Genomic DNA, 15,524 nt, shown 5'->3' with positions numbered 1-15,524 from the left:
ATCGGCTGGGACGGTTTGAGCCACTTGACTTGCGTCAAGACATCGAGTGGATGCCGGCCTTTCCTGATCGGACCATCGTTTTTGCTGGTCGGCGCGGCGCTGCCGCTGTGGGGACAACTGCGGCAGCGCCGATGCGCCGGGCGATGGCCGCGATCAACGCCGCGGTGGTCGCAGCGTCGCCCGCGTCGCCTTTGCGAATCAACCTGAGTTCGACGCCCGCCCGAGCGCGCCGCCGCGATCGTTGCTTGATCCAACTCAATCGGACCACCCAAGCCTCGCGTATGTTGGAACAAACGCCCGCTCTGCGCGGCAGCGCGGTCCGGCTGCAGTTCGATCGCAGCGAACCTCGAAAGGGAAAACAACGTGCAAAACTCTGATCCGATTCACGTACATGCGCCGCGCGCCGAAGTCGACCGTGACGGCCATGCCGCAGAGAACGGCAAGTTCTATCTTGTCGGCGGCGGCATCGCTTCGCTGGCGGCCGCAGCCTTCCTGATCCGGGACGGCCACGTGCGCGGCTGCGACATCACGATTTTCGAAGCGCTCGACAAGCTGGGCGGCAGCCTGGATGGTGCGGGCAATCCCGAAAGCGGCTATGTCGCGCGCGGCGGGCGCATGCTCGAAAGCAAGTATCTGTGCACATATGACCTCTTCTCGTCGATCCCCACACTGGACGGCACTAAAAGCGTGACGCAGGAAATCTTCGACTGGAACGAAACCATGCGAACCTCGTCGCGAGCGCGGCTCGTGCGCGCGGGCAAACGCGAAGACGCGCCGGCCTACGGGCTCGATGAAAAGCATCTGGTCACGCTCGGCCGCCTGTCGATCGAACCGGAAGTGATGCTCGGCGCTAGCCGGATTGCCGATCACTTCGACACGTCCTTCTTCGAAACCAATTTCTGGCTGATGTGGTGCACGACGTTCGCATTCCAGCCGTGGCATAGCGCGGTCGAATTCCGCCGCTATCTGCTGCGTTTCGCGCATATGTCCACCGGTTTCAACCAGTTGCACGGCATCATGCGCACGGTCTATAACCAGTACGATTCGATGATCCGGCCGCTGCGCCGCTGGCTCGACGACCACGGCGTGGCATTCCGGCAGGACACCCGGGTCACCGATCTTCGCTTCGACGAAACGGGCCCATTGAACCGGGTCAGCGCAATAGTGGGCGAAACGGCGCACGGGCGCTTCGATCTGCCGGTCGATCCCGCCGACAAGGTGATCGTCACGCTCGGCTCGATGACGGCCGCCTCCAGCCTGGGCGGCATGGACCGTCCCGCGCCGCTGGATACGGTCGACGCAACGGGGGCCTGGAGCCTGTGGAAAAACATCGCCGCGGGCCGGCCGGAATTCGGTCAGCCGTCCATCTTCGCCGATCATGTCGACGCGTCGAAGTGGCTCTCCTTCACGGTGACGCTGCGTGACCCGACGCTGTTCCGGCTGATCCGCGATCTGACCGGCAATGTGCCCGGCGAAGGCGGCCTGATTACTTTTCCGGAGTCGAACTGGCTCGTGTCGATCGTGCTGCCGCATCAGCCGCATTTCATCGGTCAGCCGGCGGACGTGCAGGTGTTCTGGGGGTACGGCTTGCGTGTCGATCAGCCAGGCGATTTCGTCGATAAGCCGATGCAGGCCTGCACCGGTCGCGAGATCCTGACGGAGATCGTAGGTCACCTGAAGGTGCAGTCGGAGTCGGCCCGAATCATCGAGCACGCAGTTTGCATCCCCTGCATGATGCCGTTCATCACGAGCCAGTTTCTGCCGCGCCGTCGCGGCGACCGGCCTGCCGTGGTACCTGACGAATGGCGCAATCTCGCCTTCATCGGGCAATTCTGCGAGTTGCCCGACGACGTCGTGTTCACCGTCGAATACTCGGTGCGCTCGGCGCAGAACGCGGTGTATGCACTGCTCGGGCTCGATCGGGCGGCACCGGCTGTCTACAAGGGGCAGCATGACCCGCGGATCGTCTACAAGGCATTAGCGACGCTGCGGGGCCATTAGCGAGGTGATCGGGTGGAAGTCGACAGTTTGCGGCATACCAAAAGCCTGCGGACGCTGCTCGCGCGTCTGAAGGAGCATCCGCTGGCCCATGTCGGTCCGGGCCTCATCACGGGCGTCGCCGATGACGATCCGAGCGGCATCGCCACCTATTCGCAGGCTGGCGCGCAGTTCGGCCTGAACATGCTGTGGACGATGTCGCTCGCCTTTCCGTTGATGGCCGCGGTCCAGTCAATGTGCGCGAACCTCGGCCGGGTGACCGGCAAAGGGCTCGCCGCCAACATCAAGAGCGCGTTCCCGCCTGTCGTGCTGACGGGCGTCGTGTCGTTGCTGCTGGTCGCGAACGTGCTGAACATCGCCGCCGATGTCGCCGCGATGGGCGAAGTCGCGGAACTGGTGAGCGGCGTCGACCGGCACCTGATGACGGCCTGCTTCGTGTTCGGCACGCTGCTGCTGCAGGTTTTCGTTCCGTACCATCGGTACGTGTTCTTTCTGAAGTGGCTGACGGTCTCGCTGCTCGCCTATGCCGTCGTGCTGTTGACCGTTCAGGTGCCCTGGCGCGAAGTGGCCTGGCGCATGCTGTGGCCGCATCTGACGCTGAACGGCAACGCGGCGGCGATGGTCGTCGGCGTGTTCGGCACCACCATCAGCCCCTACCTCTTTTTCTGGCAGGCATCTGAAGAAGTGGAAGACATGCACGCTCATCGCGGCGGTGTCGCGCTCATCCTGGATGCCGGCGCTGCGCCCCGGGAGCTTGAGCGGATTCGCTGGGACACTTGGTCCGGCATGTTCTACTCCGACCTCACCGCCTTTTTCATCATGCTGGCGACTGCCGTCACGCTGCACGCGGCCGGCGTGACCGATATCACCACAGCGGCGCAGGCGGCGAGCGCGTTGCGACCGCTCGCCGGCGACTTCGCTTACCTCCTGTTCGCGGCGGGCATTCTCGGCGTCGGCCTGATCGGCGTGCCGGTGCTGGCGGGTTCAGGCGCGTATGCGCTATCCGAAGCGATGGGCTGGCATGAGGGGCTCGAGCGCAAGGTGCGCGACGCGCGCGGCTTCTACGCGATCATCGGCGTCAGCGTGCTGGCCGCGCTCGCGATCCAGTATTCGCCGATCAGTCCGATGAAGGCGCTGTTCTGGAGCGCGGTCATCAACGGCGTGGTGGCGGTGCCGTTGTTGGTGGTCGTCATGATCCTCGTGTCGAGGAAATCGGTGATGGGCGCGTTCACGGCCAGCAAACCGCTGATCGTGCTCGGCTCGATCGCCACCTTGGTGATGGGCGTGGCCGCGCTGCTGATGTTTATTCCCGGATAAGAGAAAAGCAGGAAAAAGCACGCCGCGACACGGTCACAGTGAACGTGCGATCAGTTGAAGAATTACGACGCGGCGCCGAGGTACGCGCGAAAATCGGTTTCGACCGCGCGAATCTGCCGGGCGCAGCTCGTGTACAGCCAACCGGGGTTACCGTCGGCGCGATACATGCCACGGCACATGCCTTTGAGCCTGATGGTCGAGGCGCCCGCGTCATCGGTGGTCCTGGTTGCCCAGACATAGACGGCGCCGAACATATGCGGCTCGGTGGTTTCGATCGCTGTGTCGTCGGCACGGCGTATCGGCGTCACCGAGCGCTGCGCGACGTATTTTTTCGTCAATGTCCAAAGGCGATCGCAGTCGGCGCCAGCGGAGCAGTTCACCCACGCCTGTGTGCGGGCCTGCTGCAGTTGAATCTCACTGTCGCGCAATGCGGCAATGCGTGCCTCGGAACTGCACGCCGCAAGTCCCGCGACGGCGAGTATCGGAAAGAGCCGCCAGTTCATGTTCGCCCGCTCCCCATGCGACTCAACAAATCCATTCGAATTCGCCGGCCCGCGCCAGGTGCCGTTTGAGCCCACCGACGAACGCAGCCAGCGCGGCCTGCGCGCCCTGGCGCGCCGCGGCAGCTGTGATCTTGCATTCGGCAACGGCCGGCTTCCCGGCCAGTTCGCCCATCTCGCGAAGCGCCGCGTCGGCACCGTGTCCGCCGAAGCTGCAGAAGAATGCAACCTGAGGCAGTCGCGCCCGGTTCTCGATGAGATACGAACGCACCGGGGCCGACACGGAACCGGCCCATACCGGCGAACCGATCACGACGAGGTCATAGGCCGACACGCTCAAGCCGGCCGGAACGATTTCCGTGGGCCGCTTGCGGATCGCATCGATCAGCGAGCGCAGATAGCCGCCCGGCCCTGCGCGATCGCTGTAGTCGCAGATCTCTTCGAGATCGGCGGCCAGCATTCCGGCAATCGCCGACGCGAGTAGACGCGTGGTCCCGGTGCGTGAGAAATAGACGACAAGGACTTTCGCTTCGGACATTTCAGCCTCCATATCACTCGCGGATGTGCATTCACATGCTGGATTCGCAGCGCATGCCACGAGCATAGGCGCGCTTGAGCGAATTCTCATGATCCATATCAAGCGACGAACCTGGCCGTCATGACCGGCGGATTGTTGCGTAGGAAAAACCTGACAAGCATGCAGAACGTCCTACCTGAAGCTCGGTGCCACCTGATTTGCACCGGCCGGGTGCCGACCCATACTGGATTCGTGACAGCCCGAATCGATTGCCCTCGCGATGCGCCCGGTGCGCGTGCCGAGGTAGACCCGTAAGGAGACCGGCCATGTCGAACACAGCCTTTTTCGCCCGCGCCGCGACATCGGCGGAACCATCACAGGACGCGCGCAACGCGATCCCTGAATTCGATGCCATCCTCGCGCTCGCGCGCGAGTCGGGGCTGCTGATTACGCTCGACGGACAGATCGGCCGCGAACAATACCAGAGCATCGCGGGCTCGCTGCATGCGTTCAAACGCTTCGCCGAAGCGCTGTGCGACACCGTCGGTCAGCGTGCGCCGGTCTGACGGAATGCAGGACGCCAGCAGCCGCGTCTCCGAAACAGATGATGCAGATCAACTCACCGGAGCCTCGGCATGACTTAATCGACGTACCTGAAACTCACACGGCATCGTGTCGTGTCGGAGCCATCGTGAACGACAACCTTTTGCGCAACCGCACTTTCGACGAAATCGAAATCGGCGAGTCGGCGTCGCTCGTACGCGTGGCCCTGCAGAACGATATCGATCTGTTTGCGGCCGTATCGGGCGATCTCGATCCCGCGCATGAAGATGCGGCGATCGCCGCGGGCGCGCTGTCCGGCCATGGAGTCGTACACGGCATGTGGACCGCCGCGCTGATTTCCGCGCTGCTCGGCAAGCGGCTGCCTGGCCCCGGCACGATCTGCCTCGTCCAGACCCTGCAGTTCCGTCATCCTGTCTCAGCGGGGGACAGCATCACCGCGATGGTCAAGGTGAAGGAAAAGCGCAGTGACGGACGCATCGTCCTGCTCGACATCTGCTGCACGAACCAGAGGGGCGACAGCGTGCTGCTCGGCACGGCAACGGTCGTTGCACCGTCGATGCCGGTAGTGTGGCCGTGCACCGCGAATGCCGAAGTCGCCTTGCGACGTCACGACCGCTACGACGCGTTTATGCGGCAGGCGCGCGTGCGTCCCGCATTGCGCACGGCGATCGTTCATCCCTGCTCGGAAGAAGCCATCCTGGCAGCGATCGAAGCGCGCGACGAAGGCCTGATCGAACCGGTGCTGATCGGCCCCGAAGCCAGAATCCGCGCGGCTGCCGAGGCCGCCAATCTCAGCCTCGCGGGTGTGCCGATCGAAGCGGTCGAGCACAGTCATGCGGCGGCTGCGCGTGGCGTGGAAATGGGCGCGGCCGGTCGGGTCGCCGCGTTGATGAAAGGCAGTCTGCACACGGACGAACTGCTCGGCGCGGTCGTCGCGCGGACATCCGGCTTACGCACTTCGCGGCGCATCAGCCATGTCTATGCGATGGACGTGCCGGCCTATTCGAAGCCGCTGGTGGTCACCGACGCCGTGGTCAATATCACGCCATCGCTCGACCATAAGCGCGATATCTGCCAGAACGCCATCGACCTGTTGCACCTGCTGGGTGTCGAACTCCCGCGGGTCGCGGTCCTCGGCGCGATCGAAACGGTCAACTCGCGCATGCCGACCACGCTCGACGCCGCCGCGCTGACCGTCATGGCCGCGCGCGGTCAGATCACGGGCGCGCTGGTGGACGGCCCGCTCGCCTTCGACAATGCAATCAGCCTGGCGGCCGCGAAAATCAAGCAGATCGATTCGCCCGTGGCCGGTCAGGCGGACATCCTGCTGGCGCCAGATCTGGAAGCCGGCAACCTGCTCGCCAAACAGCTCATGTACTTCGCCGGCGCCGACGCGGCTGGTCTCGTGCTCGGCGCACGGCTGCCGATCATCGTCACGAGCCGTGCCGACAGCGTGCGCGTAAGGCTCGCATCCGCCGCACTCGCCAAGCTGACGGCGGAACGTGCGCTGGCAGGCTCGGGGCGCCCGTGAACGGGGCGTTTGGGGACCGGCGCGCCCCGTCGTCTTCAGGTTCCACTGTCCTCGCCCCAGCAGTCGCACGGTTGATCTGAATCAACGCCGCAGCGCCATCGGCTCATAGACTCAGTTCACATGGTCGGGCGCCGCGCATTCACTTTCCGGGAGCTTTGCAATGAGCTACAAAACCATCGTCGTTCATCTGGATACGAGCCGGCGCGCGCATCCGCGGCTCGAAATCGCGCTGCGCCTCGCGAAGCACTTCGGTGCCCATCTGACCGGCGTGTTCGCCCTGTTCAGTCCCGATCCGCGCTCGCTGGACGTAATGGCCGGCACCGCCAGCTACTACGCGACGCATGAGCAGTTGCGCGCCGAGCGGCGCGGCGCGCTCGAACGCCTCTTCCATGCGGAGCTGAGCCGGGCCGGGGTGGCGGGCGAGTGGATCGCCGTCGATCAGTCAGCCAGTCTCGCGGTGCCGCACCGGGGACGCTGCGCGGATCTGATCATCGCCGGCCAGGACGATCCGGATGATCCGGAGTCGTACGTCGGCAACTATTTCCCTGAAAACCTGGTCATGTCCGCGGGCCGGCCGGTGCTGCTGGTGCCGAACGCCAGCAGCGTCACATCCCCCGGCGGCCATGTGATGGTCGGCTGGGACGGCAGCCGTGAAGCCACCCGTGCCGTGCATGACGCACTGCCGTTCATGCGCACAGCGCGGCTCACCACGATCGTCGCGGTCAACGGCGCTCGCAGGGACACGGGCTCCCGTATTCCGGGCGCCGACATCGCAGCGGTGATCGCGCGGCACGGCATCAAAGTCGAAGTCAAGGACGTCGAAGCCGGTCCGGCCGCCTCGGTTGGCGACACCCTGTTATCGGAAGCAGCCGGGCTCGGTGCGGACCTCCTCGTGATGGGAGCCTACGGCCATGCCCGCTGGCAGGAACTGGTGATGGGCGGCGCAACCCGCACGGTGCTGCGGTCGATGACCGTGCCGGTGCTGATGTCGCACTGACAATCGCATGCGCTTTGCAGGCGCGGCCCTAAGCCGCCTCCATGGGCGCCGAGGTTTCCGGCGGATGGTGCTCGGCAGCGTCGCCGAACGCTTTCTGCGCATCGCGCAGTGCCCTGTGCTTCTGATCTCCGCGCACTGCATGAACCCGGCTACAGGCGAACAATCGCCAACGGCCGAAGCTGCCAAGGAGCAATCATGAACTGCAAAACCCTGCTCGTGCATCTGGACGACAGTCCGTATAGCGCCGCGCGCACCGAATTCGCGCTCGACCTGGCCCGCCGGTACGAAGCGCATCTGATCGGCTTGTACGTGGTGTGCCAGGAACTCGCGCGACCGATCTTTTTGGATGGAGAAGGCGCCTGGGTGGCTGCGCAGGAAGCGCAACGCGACGCCAATCTGAAGGACGCCCAGGCACGCTTCCTGGCGGCCGGCGAGCGCGCCGGCCTGAGCGTTGAATGGCGCGCGCCAGCCGGTGATGCGGTCGAAACAGCGGCTTTGCACGCTCGCCACGCGGACCTTCTGATTCTCGGTCAGTCCGATCCGAAGGAGCCTTCGTCCTATATCGCCCGCCATTTTGTGGAGGACGTGGTCATGAGTGCGGGCCGCCCGGCCATCGTACTGCCTTACGCCGGAGCCGTCCGGTCGTTCGGGCAAAACGTGTTGATTGCGTGGGACGGCAGCCGCGAAAGCGCGCGATCCGTGGCCGATGCACTGCCGGTGTTAAAGAAAGCGAAATTCGTCACCGTGATGACGGTGCAGCGCCATTCGCAGATCGGTGAACCGGCCGGCATCGACGTCGCCGCCTGGCTCGCGCGGCACGGCATCGAGGCGGGATTCGCCGGGACGCCCGGAGTGGACGGTGTATCGACCGGCGCGCTGCTGTTGAACATGCTTGCCGACCGTCATATCGATCTACTGGTGATGGGCGCGTACGGGCATGCGCGCGTTCAGGAAAGGTTGCTCGGCGGCGTCACGCGAACCATGCTGCAGTCGATGACCGTGCCGGTGCTGATGTCGCACTGATTCGAAACGGATTCTGCGGTTTCAAACCCGAAATACGCGTGATGCGGATCAAGCGCCGGGCGTCTGGCTCCGACCACCCTCTTTCAGACACTGCGCTTCGCGTCATCAACCGCAGCTACTGGCATGATCCGTGCGGATCGCGCAAAATAAACAGCGCAGCATGGTCTGTCGCCCGTCGCAAAGGCTGCCGTCGGCCGGCGTCGTGAGTTATCCGTTATCCATCGAGGCGCGCATGCCCCTTCGCGATAAAACGCCCTTCGCGCCCGGGCCGTCCTCACGGTCGCGAGTCGCGACCTATGTACGACACCCTGTGTTGGTCGGCGCGCTGGCCTTCGTGGTCGGGCTCACACTGGCGCTCGGCATCTGGCGCTGGCTGGCGCAATGGTCGCTGCGCGAAGCCCCGCTCCGGGACAACAGCTTGCTGACGGCATGCATCGCCGCTGCCTGTCTGTTCGCCGCCGTGGCCTTTCTGCTTGCCCGCGCACGCGGCGTCTCGACCTTGACCAGCGAGGCGCGAAGCCAGTCGAGCGTCAACGAGGCACGCATGATGGCGATCATCCGCTCGTCGATGGAAGCCATCATCACCGTCGATGAACGACAGAAGATTGTCATCTTCAACCCGATGGCCGAACAGGTATTCGGCTTCAGCGCGGCGGACGCGCTCGGCGCTTCGCTGTCGCGCTTCATTCCGGAACGTTTTCGCGCGGCGCACGAGCGGCATGTCGACCAGTTCGGCGTCACGGGCGTGTCCGACCGCCAGATGGGCAAACAGCAGCGCGTGCTATTCGGGCTGCGCAGCAACGGCGAAGAATTTCCGATCGAAGCGTCGATTTCCCAGGTGGCCGACGGTGACAGCAAGCTGTACACCGTCATGCTGCGCGACATCACGGAACGGGTCAAAGCGGAGAACGCGCAGCGCAAATCGCGCGAGGAATTGCGCGAACTGTCGGCCAATCTGCAGATGGTTCGCGAGGACGAAAAAACCCGTATTGCCCGCGAATTGCACGACGACCTCGGCCAGCAGTTGACCGCACTGAAAATGGACCTTTCATCGGTCGAACAGGCGCTCGAAGCCACCGCCGAGTCCGGGATTCTGCGACAACTCAGCGACATGCGACGGCTGATCGACGCGACGGTCGCGTCGGTGCGCCGGATCGCGGCCGACCTGCGCCCGGTCATGCTCGACGATCTCGGCCTGATCCCGGCCATCGAATGGCTCGCCAACGACTTTACGAACCGCTACGGCATCGAGGTGAAACGTGACATCGAAGTCGGCGACACACCCTTTACGCCGGCAGGCGCAACCACACTATTCCGCATCGTGCAGGAGGCGCTCACCAACGTCGCCCGCCACGCGCAGGCCACGGTCGTCATGCTGACGGTGCGCCGCGAAGAGGACGCCTGCATTGTGCGAGTGGCGGACAACGGTCATGGCGCGGGCCGTTCGGACGCGCGCGCCGAAAAATCGTTCGGGCTGCTCGGGATCCGCGAACGTGCGCATATGCTAGGCGGCACCGTCGAAATACATACGTCCAGCGGCAAGGGCTTTTCACTGTCCGTCACGTTCCCGGCCGCGGCCGTGCAACAGCAGGAGACGCTAACATGATTCGCGTGCTGATAGCCGACGATCACGCGCTCGTGCGCGATGGCCTGCGACATATTTTGCAAAACACAAACGGCTTCGAAGTGGTCGGAGAAGCCAGCGACGGCGTCGGTACGATTGCTCTGGTTCGCTCGCACCCGGCCGATGTGCTGGTGCTGGATCTGTCGATGCCGGGGCGCAACGGTGTCGAGCTGATCAAGCAGATCAAGGACGAGATGCCGGCGCTGCGCATCCTCGTACTCACCATGCATGCGGAGCAGCAGTACGCCGTGCGTGCGTTCAAAGCCGGCGCATCGGGCTATCTCACCAAGGAGAGCGCGAGCGCGGAACTGGTCTCGGCGGTGAGCAAAGTCGCCTCCGGCGGCGTCTATGTCAGTCTCGCGATGGCCGAACGCTTCGCGCAAAGCCTCAACGAGTCCGCCGACACACTGCCCCACCAGCGCCTGTCGGATCGCGAATTCGACGTATTCCGGCGCATCGCCGCAGGACAAACCCTCACGGAAATCGCCACCGAATTATGTGTCAGCAGCAAGACGGTAAGCACCTATAAAACCCGCATTCTCGAGAAAATGCAGATGCCGCACGAAGCCGCGCTGGTGCGCTACGCGCTGCGCCACAAGCTGCTCGGGGAAGACGACGAAATCTAGCGCCGTCACGGCGCCGCTGCCACCGGGTCCGCTCCGCCGTTACCCCCGTCACAGCCGTGGCTCCTCGCGCGGCTGCTTCGCCGTCACAGAGTGTATGTAGGAAATTCCCTACAACACTTCGCGCTCGCCTACCCGAAGCTCGTTCCCCGCTGATTTTATTTTGAGACGACGCGGCCGATACTTCGAGCCATGAACTCAAGCCCGTCACACCCAGCCGTACGCGTGTTCCTCGTGGACGACGCGATTTCGATCAGGAAACGCATCGCCGCGCGTTTCGGTGCGATCGAAGGCGTCGAGATCGTCGGTGAAGCGGAGGAACCCGGTGCGGCACTGGACGGCATCGGCGCGACGGCAGCCGATGTCGTGGTGATGGATTTACATCTGAGCGACGGCAGCGGCATCGACCTGCTGCGCTACCTCGCGCGGAGCATGTCCACCGTGATCACGATCGTGCTCACGAATCATTCGGGCACGTGGTTCAGGCAGGCGTGCGTCGCCAACGGCGCGCAGTACTTCTTCGACAAGACCAGTGAATTCGATCTTGCATGCAACACCATCGAGCGAATTGCCCACGAGCATTGCGCGCGCGGTCTCTACCATCTCGGAGCCCATCATGTCTGACGTTGCCGAATATTCCCAGACCCGGACCATCGCGCAGATTCCGCTGCACGCGCTGAAAGATCCCGGATTCGCACCGGCCCGGCCGAAGCACGGCGGCGCCAACTGCCCGAGTTGCGCGATGCGTGCTTCCTGCTTGCCGGAAGGTCTGACAGCGACGGAGACCGAACGGGTCGACGCGCTGATCTGCCCTTCGCGCACGATCAAAAATGGCGAATCCCTGTTTCGCGCAGGCGATTCGTTCCAGAGCATCTACGCAGTTCGCGCGGGCTCGTTCAAGACTGTCGTGATGCATCGCGACGGCCGTGAACAGGTCACCGGGTTTCATCTAGCGGGCGATGTGCTGGGTCTCGACGGCATCGGTTCAGGCAAGCATAGCTGCGATGGGCTCGCCATCGAGGACAGCAAGGTCTGCATCATCCCGTTCCATTTGCTCGAAGCCATGTGCCGCGACGTCAAGGCATTGCAGCAGCATGTGCACAGGCTGATGGGCGGCGAGATCGTGCGCGAGGCGACGCTGATGATGCTGCTCGGCACGATGTCCGCGGACCAGCGGGTCGCGACGTTCCTGCTGAACCTGTCGGGCAAGCTCAAGTCGCGCGGTTATTCGCAGGCGGAATTTCATCTGCGCATGACGCGGGAAGAGATCGGCAGCTACCTCGGGATGAAACTCGAAACCGTCAGCCGCATGCTATCGAAGTTTCAGAAGGACGGCCTGCTCGACACCCACGGCAAGCAGATCAGGATTCTCGACAGAGAAGCTCTCGCCCGCGTCTAGCCGCGCGCGCTCGCCGCCGTTTGATCGGAGTCAAGCCCGCCGCAGCGCATCAGACGCTCGTCGCCGGCTCGCCATTGCTGCTGTGCATCGGCACCGGCACGGACGACGCGGCCGCATGGCTCGCGGCCGGGCAGGCGCTCGAACGGGTGCTGCTCACCGCCGCCTCCGAAGGCATGACGGCTTCCTACCTGAATCAACCGATCGAAGTGGCTTCGCTGCGCGAGCGCCTGCGCGCCGCGCTCAATCTGGACGCCGTCCCGCAACTGCTGATCCGGGTTGGCCGCGGCGGCGCCGTGCCGCATTCGCCGCGGCGCCCACTTGCCGACGTGGTGTCTCGTAGCGCGGCGCAGTCAAAGCGCCGATCAGCGGCCCGGCCGCGCGGCTTCAATCGCGGAAGCGGAAGTAGCCGCTGTGCATCATGACCGGCTTCGCGCCCACTTCTTTCAGCAAATTTCGCGCGGCGGCCTCGATAGGCTGCCGGTGTGTATCGAACGCTTCGATCAGATCGTCTTCGCGCAACGACGGCGCGCCGAAGTGGTCTTCCAGCGCCTCCGCGGTAATGGCGCACTGCACGCGCTCACCGTCGACCTCCGCCGGAAAGGCGACGACGAGATCGCGCGCGCAGTACTCGGGACGTTCCTGCGGGAAATGGATATGCATGGCCGGTACCTGTGAGAGTGAAAGTACGTGGCTTGAACAAAGCCGACGGAAGCGGCGCGGATAACCAGAGTGCGGCCACGCTCGGCGCTCCGATGTGTTCAGAATAGACCCGCTTGAAACGTCGCCAATTTTTTGGTGGCGATCCCGGCTGACTCGGATCGAACGAGTGACATCACCTGACGGCAGGCCTCGAACAGTCCCACGTTCGCGAAAGCCGGTTGATTTGAGTCAATCATTAAATGCCGCGGTGGTAGACGATGACGGTGTGCCGTTTGCAGTTCCGGCTTGCACGAGGACGACGTGTTCATGAAACATCTAACGCGCCGCTTCGCTGCCGACTTGCTGGACGACACGATACTCAGCAATTTGCTGTGGGCGGCCAACGGCATCAATCGCGGGCCGGACGGCGGGCGAACCGCGCCCTCGGTGCTGGCCCTGCATGAAATCGACATCTATGCGGTGCTCGCGCGCGGACTGTATCGCTACGATCCACGCCGACATCGCCTCGACCTGGCCGTCGCAAGCGATCTGCGCGGGCTGACGGGCTGCCAGGACTTCGTGGGCGATGCGCCGCTCGATCTGGTGTACGTCGCCGATCTTGCACGCATGCACGACATCACACCGTCGCAGCGCGAACCTTTTGCGTCGGCGAGCGCCGGCGCGATCGTGCAGAACGTCTATCTCTTCTGCGCGGCCGCAGGACTCGCTGTCGCGGCGCGCGGCTGGCTCAACCGCAGCGCGCTGAGTGTCGAAATGCGCCTGCCGCGCGACAGCGTTCCGGTGCTCGCTCAAACGGTGGGCCACTTTGATTTATCCGCTGGCGCCGGCGACGCCCGATGACTCACGCAAACGGTCGATGGAGCGCGGGCAAACGTCGGCTTGACGTGAGTCAATTGCAACCGCGTCGTCGAACGTAGACTGAGCCTGCAACCTTTCGTGGAGTGTGTCTCGTGAAAGCCATGTTTCCGCCGTACCTGGCCGCGCATGTAGTCGGGCTCCTGCTGACAGCAAGCGGCGCGGCGTTCGCGCAGTCCGAGCCGACCGCCCTCGTCGATCAACAGCATTGCATGTTCTGCCATACCCGCGACGCGCCGTTTCTCGCCCCTTCGTTCCAGCAGATCGCGGAACGTTATCGCAACGAGCCGAATGCGCAGGTGATGCTCGAACACAAACTGCGGGTCGGCGGCAAGGCGCATTGGGGCGACATGGCCATGCCGCTGCCACCTGACCGCGGCGGACCGCTTACGCCCGAAGACGCCCACACGCTGATCCAGTGGGTCCTGAGTCAATGAACAGCAACGAACCGACTAGCCGCTTACTGCGGACGCACTTGGTACAGATGGAGAAAATCATGCGCCTGACCATCCACCTCGACACATTCGACCGTGTCAATCCGATGGCATTCGCCATCCTGTGGCTCGACAACGAAACGCGTCAATGGTCGCGCGAGGGGCACCTGGGCCTCGAACTGCCCGAATGGGGCACGCTGCAAGTCGACTGCGACAATACACTCGTGTGCGGCCCGCACGATTCGGTGCCCTGCTGTGTGCTTGAGGGGCTTGATCTGAACGTGTCCGGCGGCCCGTTCGAAGGTGAGACCGGGCGTGCGCAATGGTGCGCCAATGCAGGCAGGACGCTGATGAGCGGCCACTGGCACATTCAATGTGTCGACCACGAGGGCGCGGAGCCTGAAAATGGCATTTTCGCGGATGACGACACTGCCTGAACCTTATTTGAACCGTCGCGACAACGAGGTGCGCTCATGGGATTGACCGCGGATCTGGACGGCGTACGGCACGCGTATGGACTCTGTTTCGTGCGCGCCCCGTGGGCCTATTTCACGCGTGTGCCACTCGATCAGCAATGGGGCGACGGCTGGGAACAGGTGCCGTATGAACAACATGCCGGCGTCCCCTACGATGACATGCCGCAGCAGATTCTGACGGTCGCCTTCGACGGTCCCTTGTATCCGCCCGATGCGGGCTACGACGGCAAGAAGCGCAGCGTCATCGAGATCAATCGGGGCGACGCTCCGTGGCTGCGCACGCAGGATCTCATCAGCAACGCGCCGATTCACATCATGGCTGGCGTGACGCTCGAATCGTTTGTCGAGCAGGTCGAGCTTGCTGGCGGCCGCGTGTTCGCTCCGCTCGGCTGGGGCGCGTTGCGGCTCGAACGTTGTGAGCGGGACCAGCCGGGTGACGCGCCGGCGTCGACGGCTTCCGCACCTAAGGCGCGCAACGTCTGAGGCGCACGCTGCGCGGGCCTCGATCCCGCGCCCTCCACGCATCGCCCTCCCGGCGCGATGCCCGCGAACTCTCACTCAAAAACTTGCCCGGTCATTGCCCGCTCTCCCATCCCCCACCCAGCGCCGCATATAACGCGACCGTATCGCTCACGTTCAGGTTCATCCTTGTCGAGGTCATCGTGAATGAATGCCGCGCCTGATGGCCGAATCCGCGCTCAATGGCGCTAGCCGCCATGCGAGCCAGAGCGGGCGCGGGGCACGTCCCTTCGCCATCGAAGCGCAGCAGCGCTCAACCGGTCGCGACTGCGTCTGGTCGGCGTGCCGGGCACCGCGGACGCACGGTGAACAACTGTCGGGCATCCCTGATACCAGCAGTGAGACTACGTACGCGGCTGCGATGCGGGTTGATTTGCATCAACGAGAGCCGGACAACCACGAGCGCCGTACGATTCATACGCGGCGAGAAGGATCGGTTGACACGCATCAAAGCACAGGCGTTCAGCGCGGTTATGGTGAAAACGCG

Annotated in this window: 17 protein-coding genes and 3 pseudogenes; 17 read left to right on the top strand and 3 right to left on the bottom strand. The window is 64.0% G+C overall.

The genetic code is table 11. The features are described 5' to 3' along the window. Window positions 1-29 precede the first annotated feature (29 nt). Genes HDG37_RS00980 through HDG37_RS00970 form a run of 3 tightly spaced genes read left to right on the top strand, consistent with a single transcriptional unit; the run spans window position 30 to window position 3,315 of the window. Complete coding sequence (locus HDG37_RS00980) at window positions 30-377, top strand: hypothetical protein (RefSeq protein ID WP_184043607.1); 348 nt, start codon at window positions 30-32, stop codon at window positions 375-377. Continuing rightward, the gene (locus tag HDG37_RS00975) at window positions 364-2,001 is read left to right on the top strand and encodes an oleate hydratase (protein ID WP_409259878.1); all 1,638 of its coding nucleotides are present in this window, start codon (window positions 364-366) and stop codon (window positions 1,999-2,001) included. Before HDG37_RS00980 ends, HDG37_RS00975 begins: the two co-directional genes overlap by 14 nt. Window positions 2,002-2,013: 12 nt before the next feature. Further along, the gene (locus tag HDG37_RS00970; protein ID WP_184043605.1) at window positions 2,014-3,315 is read left to right on the top strand and encodes an NRAMP family divalent metal transporter; all 1,302 of its coding nucleotides are present in this window, start codon (window positions 2,014-2,016) and stop codon (window positions 3,313-3,315) included. 62 nt (window positions 3,316-3,377) lie between these two features. On the opposite strand, the gene HDG37_RS00965 is transcribed toward HDG37_RS00970, so the two are convergent. After that, on the bottom strand, window positions 3,378-3,818 hold the full coding sequence (locus tag HDG37_RS00965) for a hypothetical protein (RefSeq protein WP_184043603.1): 441 nt from the start codon (window positions 3,816-3,818) through the stop codon (window positions 3,378-3,380). A 22-nt stretch (window positions 3,819-3,840) separates the two neighbouring features. Further along, a complete protein-coding gene (locus HDG37_RS00960; protein ID WP_184043601.1) occupies window positions 3,841-4,353 on the bottom strand; it encodes a flavodoxin in 513 nt (170 codons plus the stop codon). 305 nt (window positions 4,354-4,658) lie between these two features. Between HDG37_RS00960 and HDG37_RS00955 the strand changes: the two genes are divergently transcribed. From HDG37_RS00955 to HDG37_RS00910, 10 genes and pseudogenes are all read left to right on the top strand, one after another. Then, window positions 4,659-4,898: a hypothetical protein gene (locus tag HDG37_RS00955; RefSeq protein ID WP_184043599.1), complete on the top strand. Its 240-nt coding sequence runs from the start codon at window positions 4,659-4,661 to the stop codon at window positions 4,896-4,898. A gap of 125 nt (window positions 4,899-5,023) precedes the next feature. Continuing rightward, window positions 5,024-6,427 carry a bifunctional enoyl-CoA hydratase/phosphate acetyltransferase gene (locus HDG37_RS00950; RefSeq protein WP_184043597.1) on the top strand — a complete coding sequence of 468 codons (1,404 nt, stop codon included), beginning with the start codon at window positions 5,024-5,026 and terminating at the stop codon, window positions 6,425-6,427. A gap of 160 nt (window positions 6,428-6,587) precedes the next feature. Continuing rightward, window positions 6,588-7,424 (top strand): universal stress protein, encoded by an 837-nt coding sequence (locus tag HDG37_RS00945; RefSeq protein WP_184043595.1) that lies wholly within the window; start codon window positions 6,588-6,590, stop codon window positions 7,422-7,424. 40 nt (window positions 7,425-7,464) lie between these two features. Next, a pseudogene (locus HDG37_RS00940) lies at window positions 7,465-7,623 on the top strand (universal stress protein); the annotation flags it as partial. Further along, on the top strand, window positions 7,620-8,447 hold the full coding sequence (locus HDG37_RS00935; protein WP_184043593.1) for a universal stress protein: 828 nt from the start codon (window positions 7,620-7,622) through the stop codon (window positions 8,445-8,447). The pseudogene HDG37_RS00940 and the gene HDG37_RS00935, both read left to right, overlap by 4 nt. Window positions 8,448-8,679: 232 nt before the next feature. Continuing rightward, window positions 8,680-10,053, top strand: a complete 1,374-nt coding sequence (locus HDG37_RS00930; protein WP_409259877.1) for a PAS domain S-box protein — start codon at window positions 8,680-8,682, stop codon at window positions 10,051-10,053. Further along, the gene (locus tag HDG37_RS00925; RefSeq protein WP_184043589.1) at window positions 10,050-10,697 is read left to right on the top strand and encodes a response regulator transcription factor; all 648 of its coding nucleotides are present in this window, start codon (window positions 10,050-10,052) and stop codon (window positions 10,695-10,697) included. Before HDG37_RS00930 ends, HDG37_RS00925 begins: the two co-directional genes overlap by 4 nt. Window positions 10,698-10,886: 189 nt before the next feature. Next, window positions 10,887-11,318 carry a response regulator transcription factor gene (locus HDG37_RS00920; RefSeq protein WP_184043587.1) on the top strand — a complete coding sequence of 144 codons (432 nt, stop codon included), beginning with the start codon at window positions 10,887-10,889 and terminating at the stop codon, window positions 11,316-11,318. Then, window positions 11,311-12,093 carry a fumarate/nitrate reduction transcriptional regulator Fnr gene (gene fnr, locus HDG37_RS00915; RefSeq protein WP_184043585.1) on the top strand — a complete coding sequence of 261 codons (783 nt, stop codon included), beginning with the start codon at window positions 11,311-11,313 and terminating at the stop codon, window positions 12,091-12,093. Before HDG37_RS00920 ends, fnr begins: the two co-directional genes overlap by 8 nt. A 32-nt stretch (window positions 12,094-12,125) precedes the next feature. Beyond that, window positions 12,126-12,428: pseudogene (locus tag HDG37_RS00910) on the top strand (nitroreductase family protein); the annotation flags it as partial. Between the two features lie 49 nt (window positions 12,429-12,477). On the opposite strand, the gene HDG37_RS00905 reads toward HDG37_RS00910, so the two are convergent. Then, window positions 12,478-12,753, bottom strand: a complete 276-nt coding sequence (locus HDG37_RS00905; protein ID WP_184043583.1) for a DUF1488 domain-containing protein — start codon at window positions 12,751-12,753, stop codon at window positions 12,478-12,480. 276 nt (window positions 12,754-13,029) lie between these two features. On the opposite strand from HDG37_RS00905, the pseudogene HDG37_RS00900 reads away from it, so the two are divergent. The 4 genes and pseudogenes from HDG37_RS00900 to HDG37_RS00885 form a co-directional block, all read left to right on the top strand. Further along, window positions 13,030-13,593, top strand: a pseudogene (locus HDG37_RS00900) (nitroreductase family protein); the annotation flags it as partial. 119 nt (window positions 13,594-13,712) lie between these two features. After that, complete coding sequence (locus HDG37_RS00895) at window positions 13,713-14,045, top strand: c-type cytochrome (RefSeq protein ID WP_090804947.1); 333 nt, start codon at window positions 13,713-13,715, stop codon at window positions 14,043-14,045. A 59-nt stretch (window positions 14,046-14,104) separates the two neighbouring features. Beyond that, window positions 14,105-14,479 carry a DUF3564 domain-containing protein gene (locus HDG37_RS00890; RefSeq protein ID WP_184043580.1) on the top strand — a complete coding sequence of 125 codons (375 nt, stop codon included), beginning with the start codon at window positions 14,105-14,107 and terminating at the stop codon, window positions 14,477-14,479. A 36-nt stretch (window positions 14,480-14,515) separates the two neighbouring features. After that, entirely contained in the window at window positions 14,516-15,001 is a 486-nt protein-coding gene (locus tag HDG37_RS00885) for a hypothetical protein (protein WP_260332711.1), read from the top strand. The last annotated feature ends 523 nt before the right edge of the window (window positions 15,002-15,524 follow it).

The sequence above is a fragment of the Paraburkholderia sp. MM5384-R2 genome (assembly GCF_014201025.1).
Lineage (GTDB): Bacteria > Pseudomonadota > Gammaproteobacteria > Burkholderiales > Burkholderiaceae > Paraburkholderia > Paraburkholderia tuberum.
This window is presented reverse-complemented; position numbering and strand designations above follow the sequence as displayed.

What these genes read in the sequence shown, in the direction of transcription:
- HDG37_RS00920 (WP_184043587.1), top strand. Translation starts at nt 10,887, where the DNA reads ATGAACTCAAGCCCGTCACACCCAGCCGTACGCGTGTTCCTCGTGGAC.
- HDG37_RS00890 (WP_184043580.1), top strand. Translation starts at nt 14,105, where the DNA reads ATGCGCCTGACCATCCACCTCGACACATTCGACCGTGTCAATCCGATG.
- HDG37_RS00905 (WP_184043583.1), bottom strand. Translation starts at nt 12,753, where the DNA reads ATGCATATCCATTTCCCGCAGGAACGTCCCGAGTACTGCGCGCGCGAT.
- HDG37_RS00960 (WP_184043601.1), bottom strand. Translation starts at nt 4,353, where the DNA reads ATGTCCGAAGCGAAAGTCCTTGTCGTCTATTTCTCACGCACCGGGACC.
- HDG37_RS00935 (WP_184043593.1), top strand. Translation starts at nt 7,620, where the DNA reads ATGAACTGCAAAACCCTGCTCGTGCATCTGGACGACAGTCCGTATAGC.
- HDG37_RS00925 (WP_184043589.1), top strand. Translation starts at nt 10,050, where the DNA reads ATGATTCGCGTGCTGATAGCCGACGATCACGCGCTCGTGCGCGATGGC.
- HDG37_RS00955 (WP_184043599.1), top strand. Translation starts at nt 4,659, where the DNA reads ATGTCGAACACAGCCTTTTTCGCCCGCGCCGCGACATCGGCGGAACCA.
- HDG37_RS00965 (WP_184043603.1), bottom strand. Translation starts at nt 3,818, where the DNA reads ATGAACTGGCGGCTCTTTCCGATACTCGCCGTCGCGGGACTTGCGGCG.
- fnr (WP_184043585.1), top strand. Translation starts at nt 11,311, where the DNA reads ATGTCTGACGTTGCCGAATATTCCCAGACCCGGACCATCGCGCAGATT.
- HDG37_RS00930 (WP_409259877.1), top strand. Translation starts at nt 8,680, where the DNA reads ATGCCCCTTCGCGATAAAACGCCCTTCGCGCCCGGGCCGTCCTCACGG.
- HDG37_RS00945 (WP_184043595.1), top strand. Translation starts at nt 6,588, where the DNA reads ATGAGCTACAAAACCATCGTCGTTCATCTGGATACGAGCCGGCGCGCG.
- HDG37_RS00885 (WP_260332711.1), top strand. Translation starts at nt 14,516, where the DNA reads ATGGGATTGACCGCGGATCTGGACGGCGTACGGCACGCGTATGGACTC.
- HDG37_RS00895 (WP_090804947.1), top strand. Translation starts at nt 13,713, where the DNA reads ATGTTTCCGCCGTACCTGGCCGCGCATGTAGTCGGGCTCCTGCTGACA.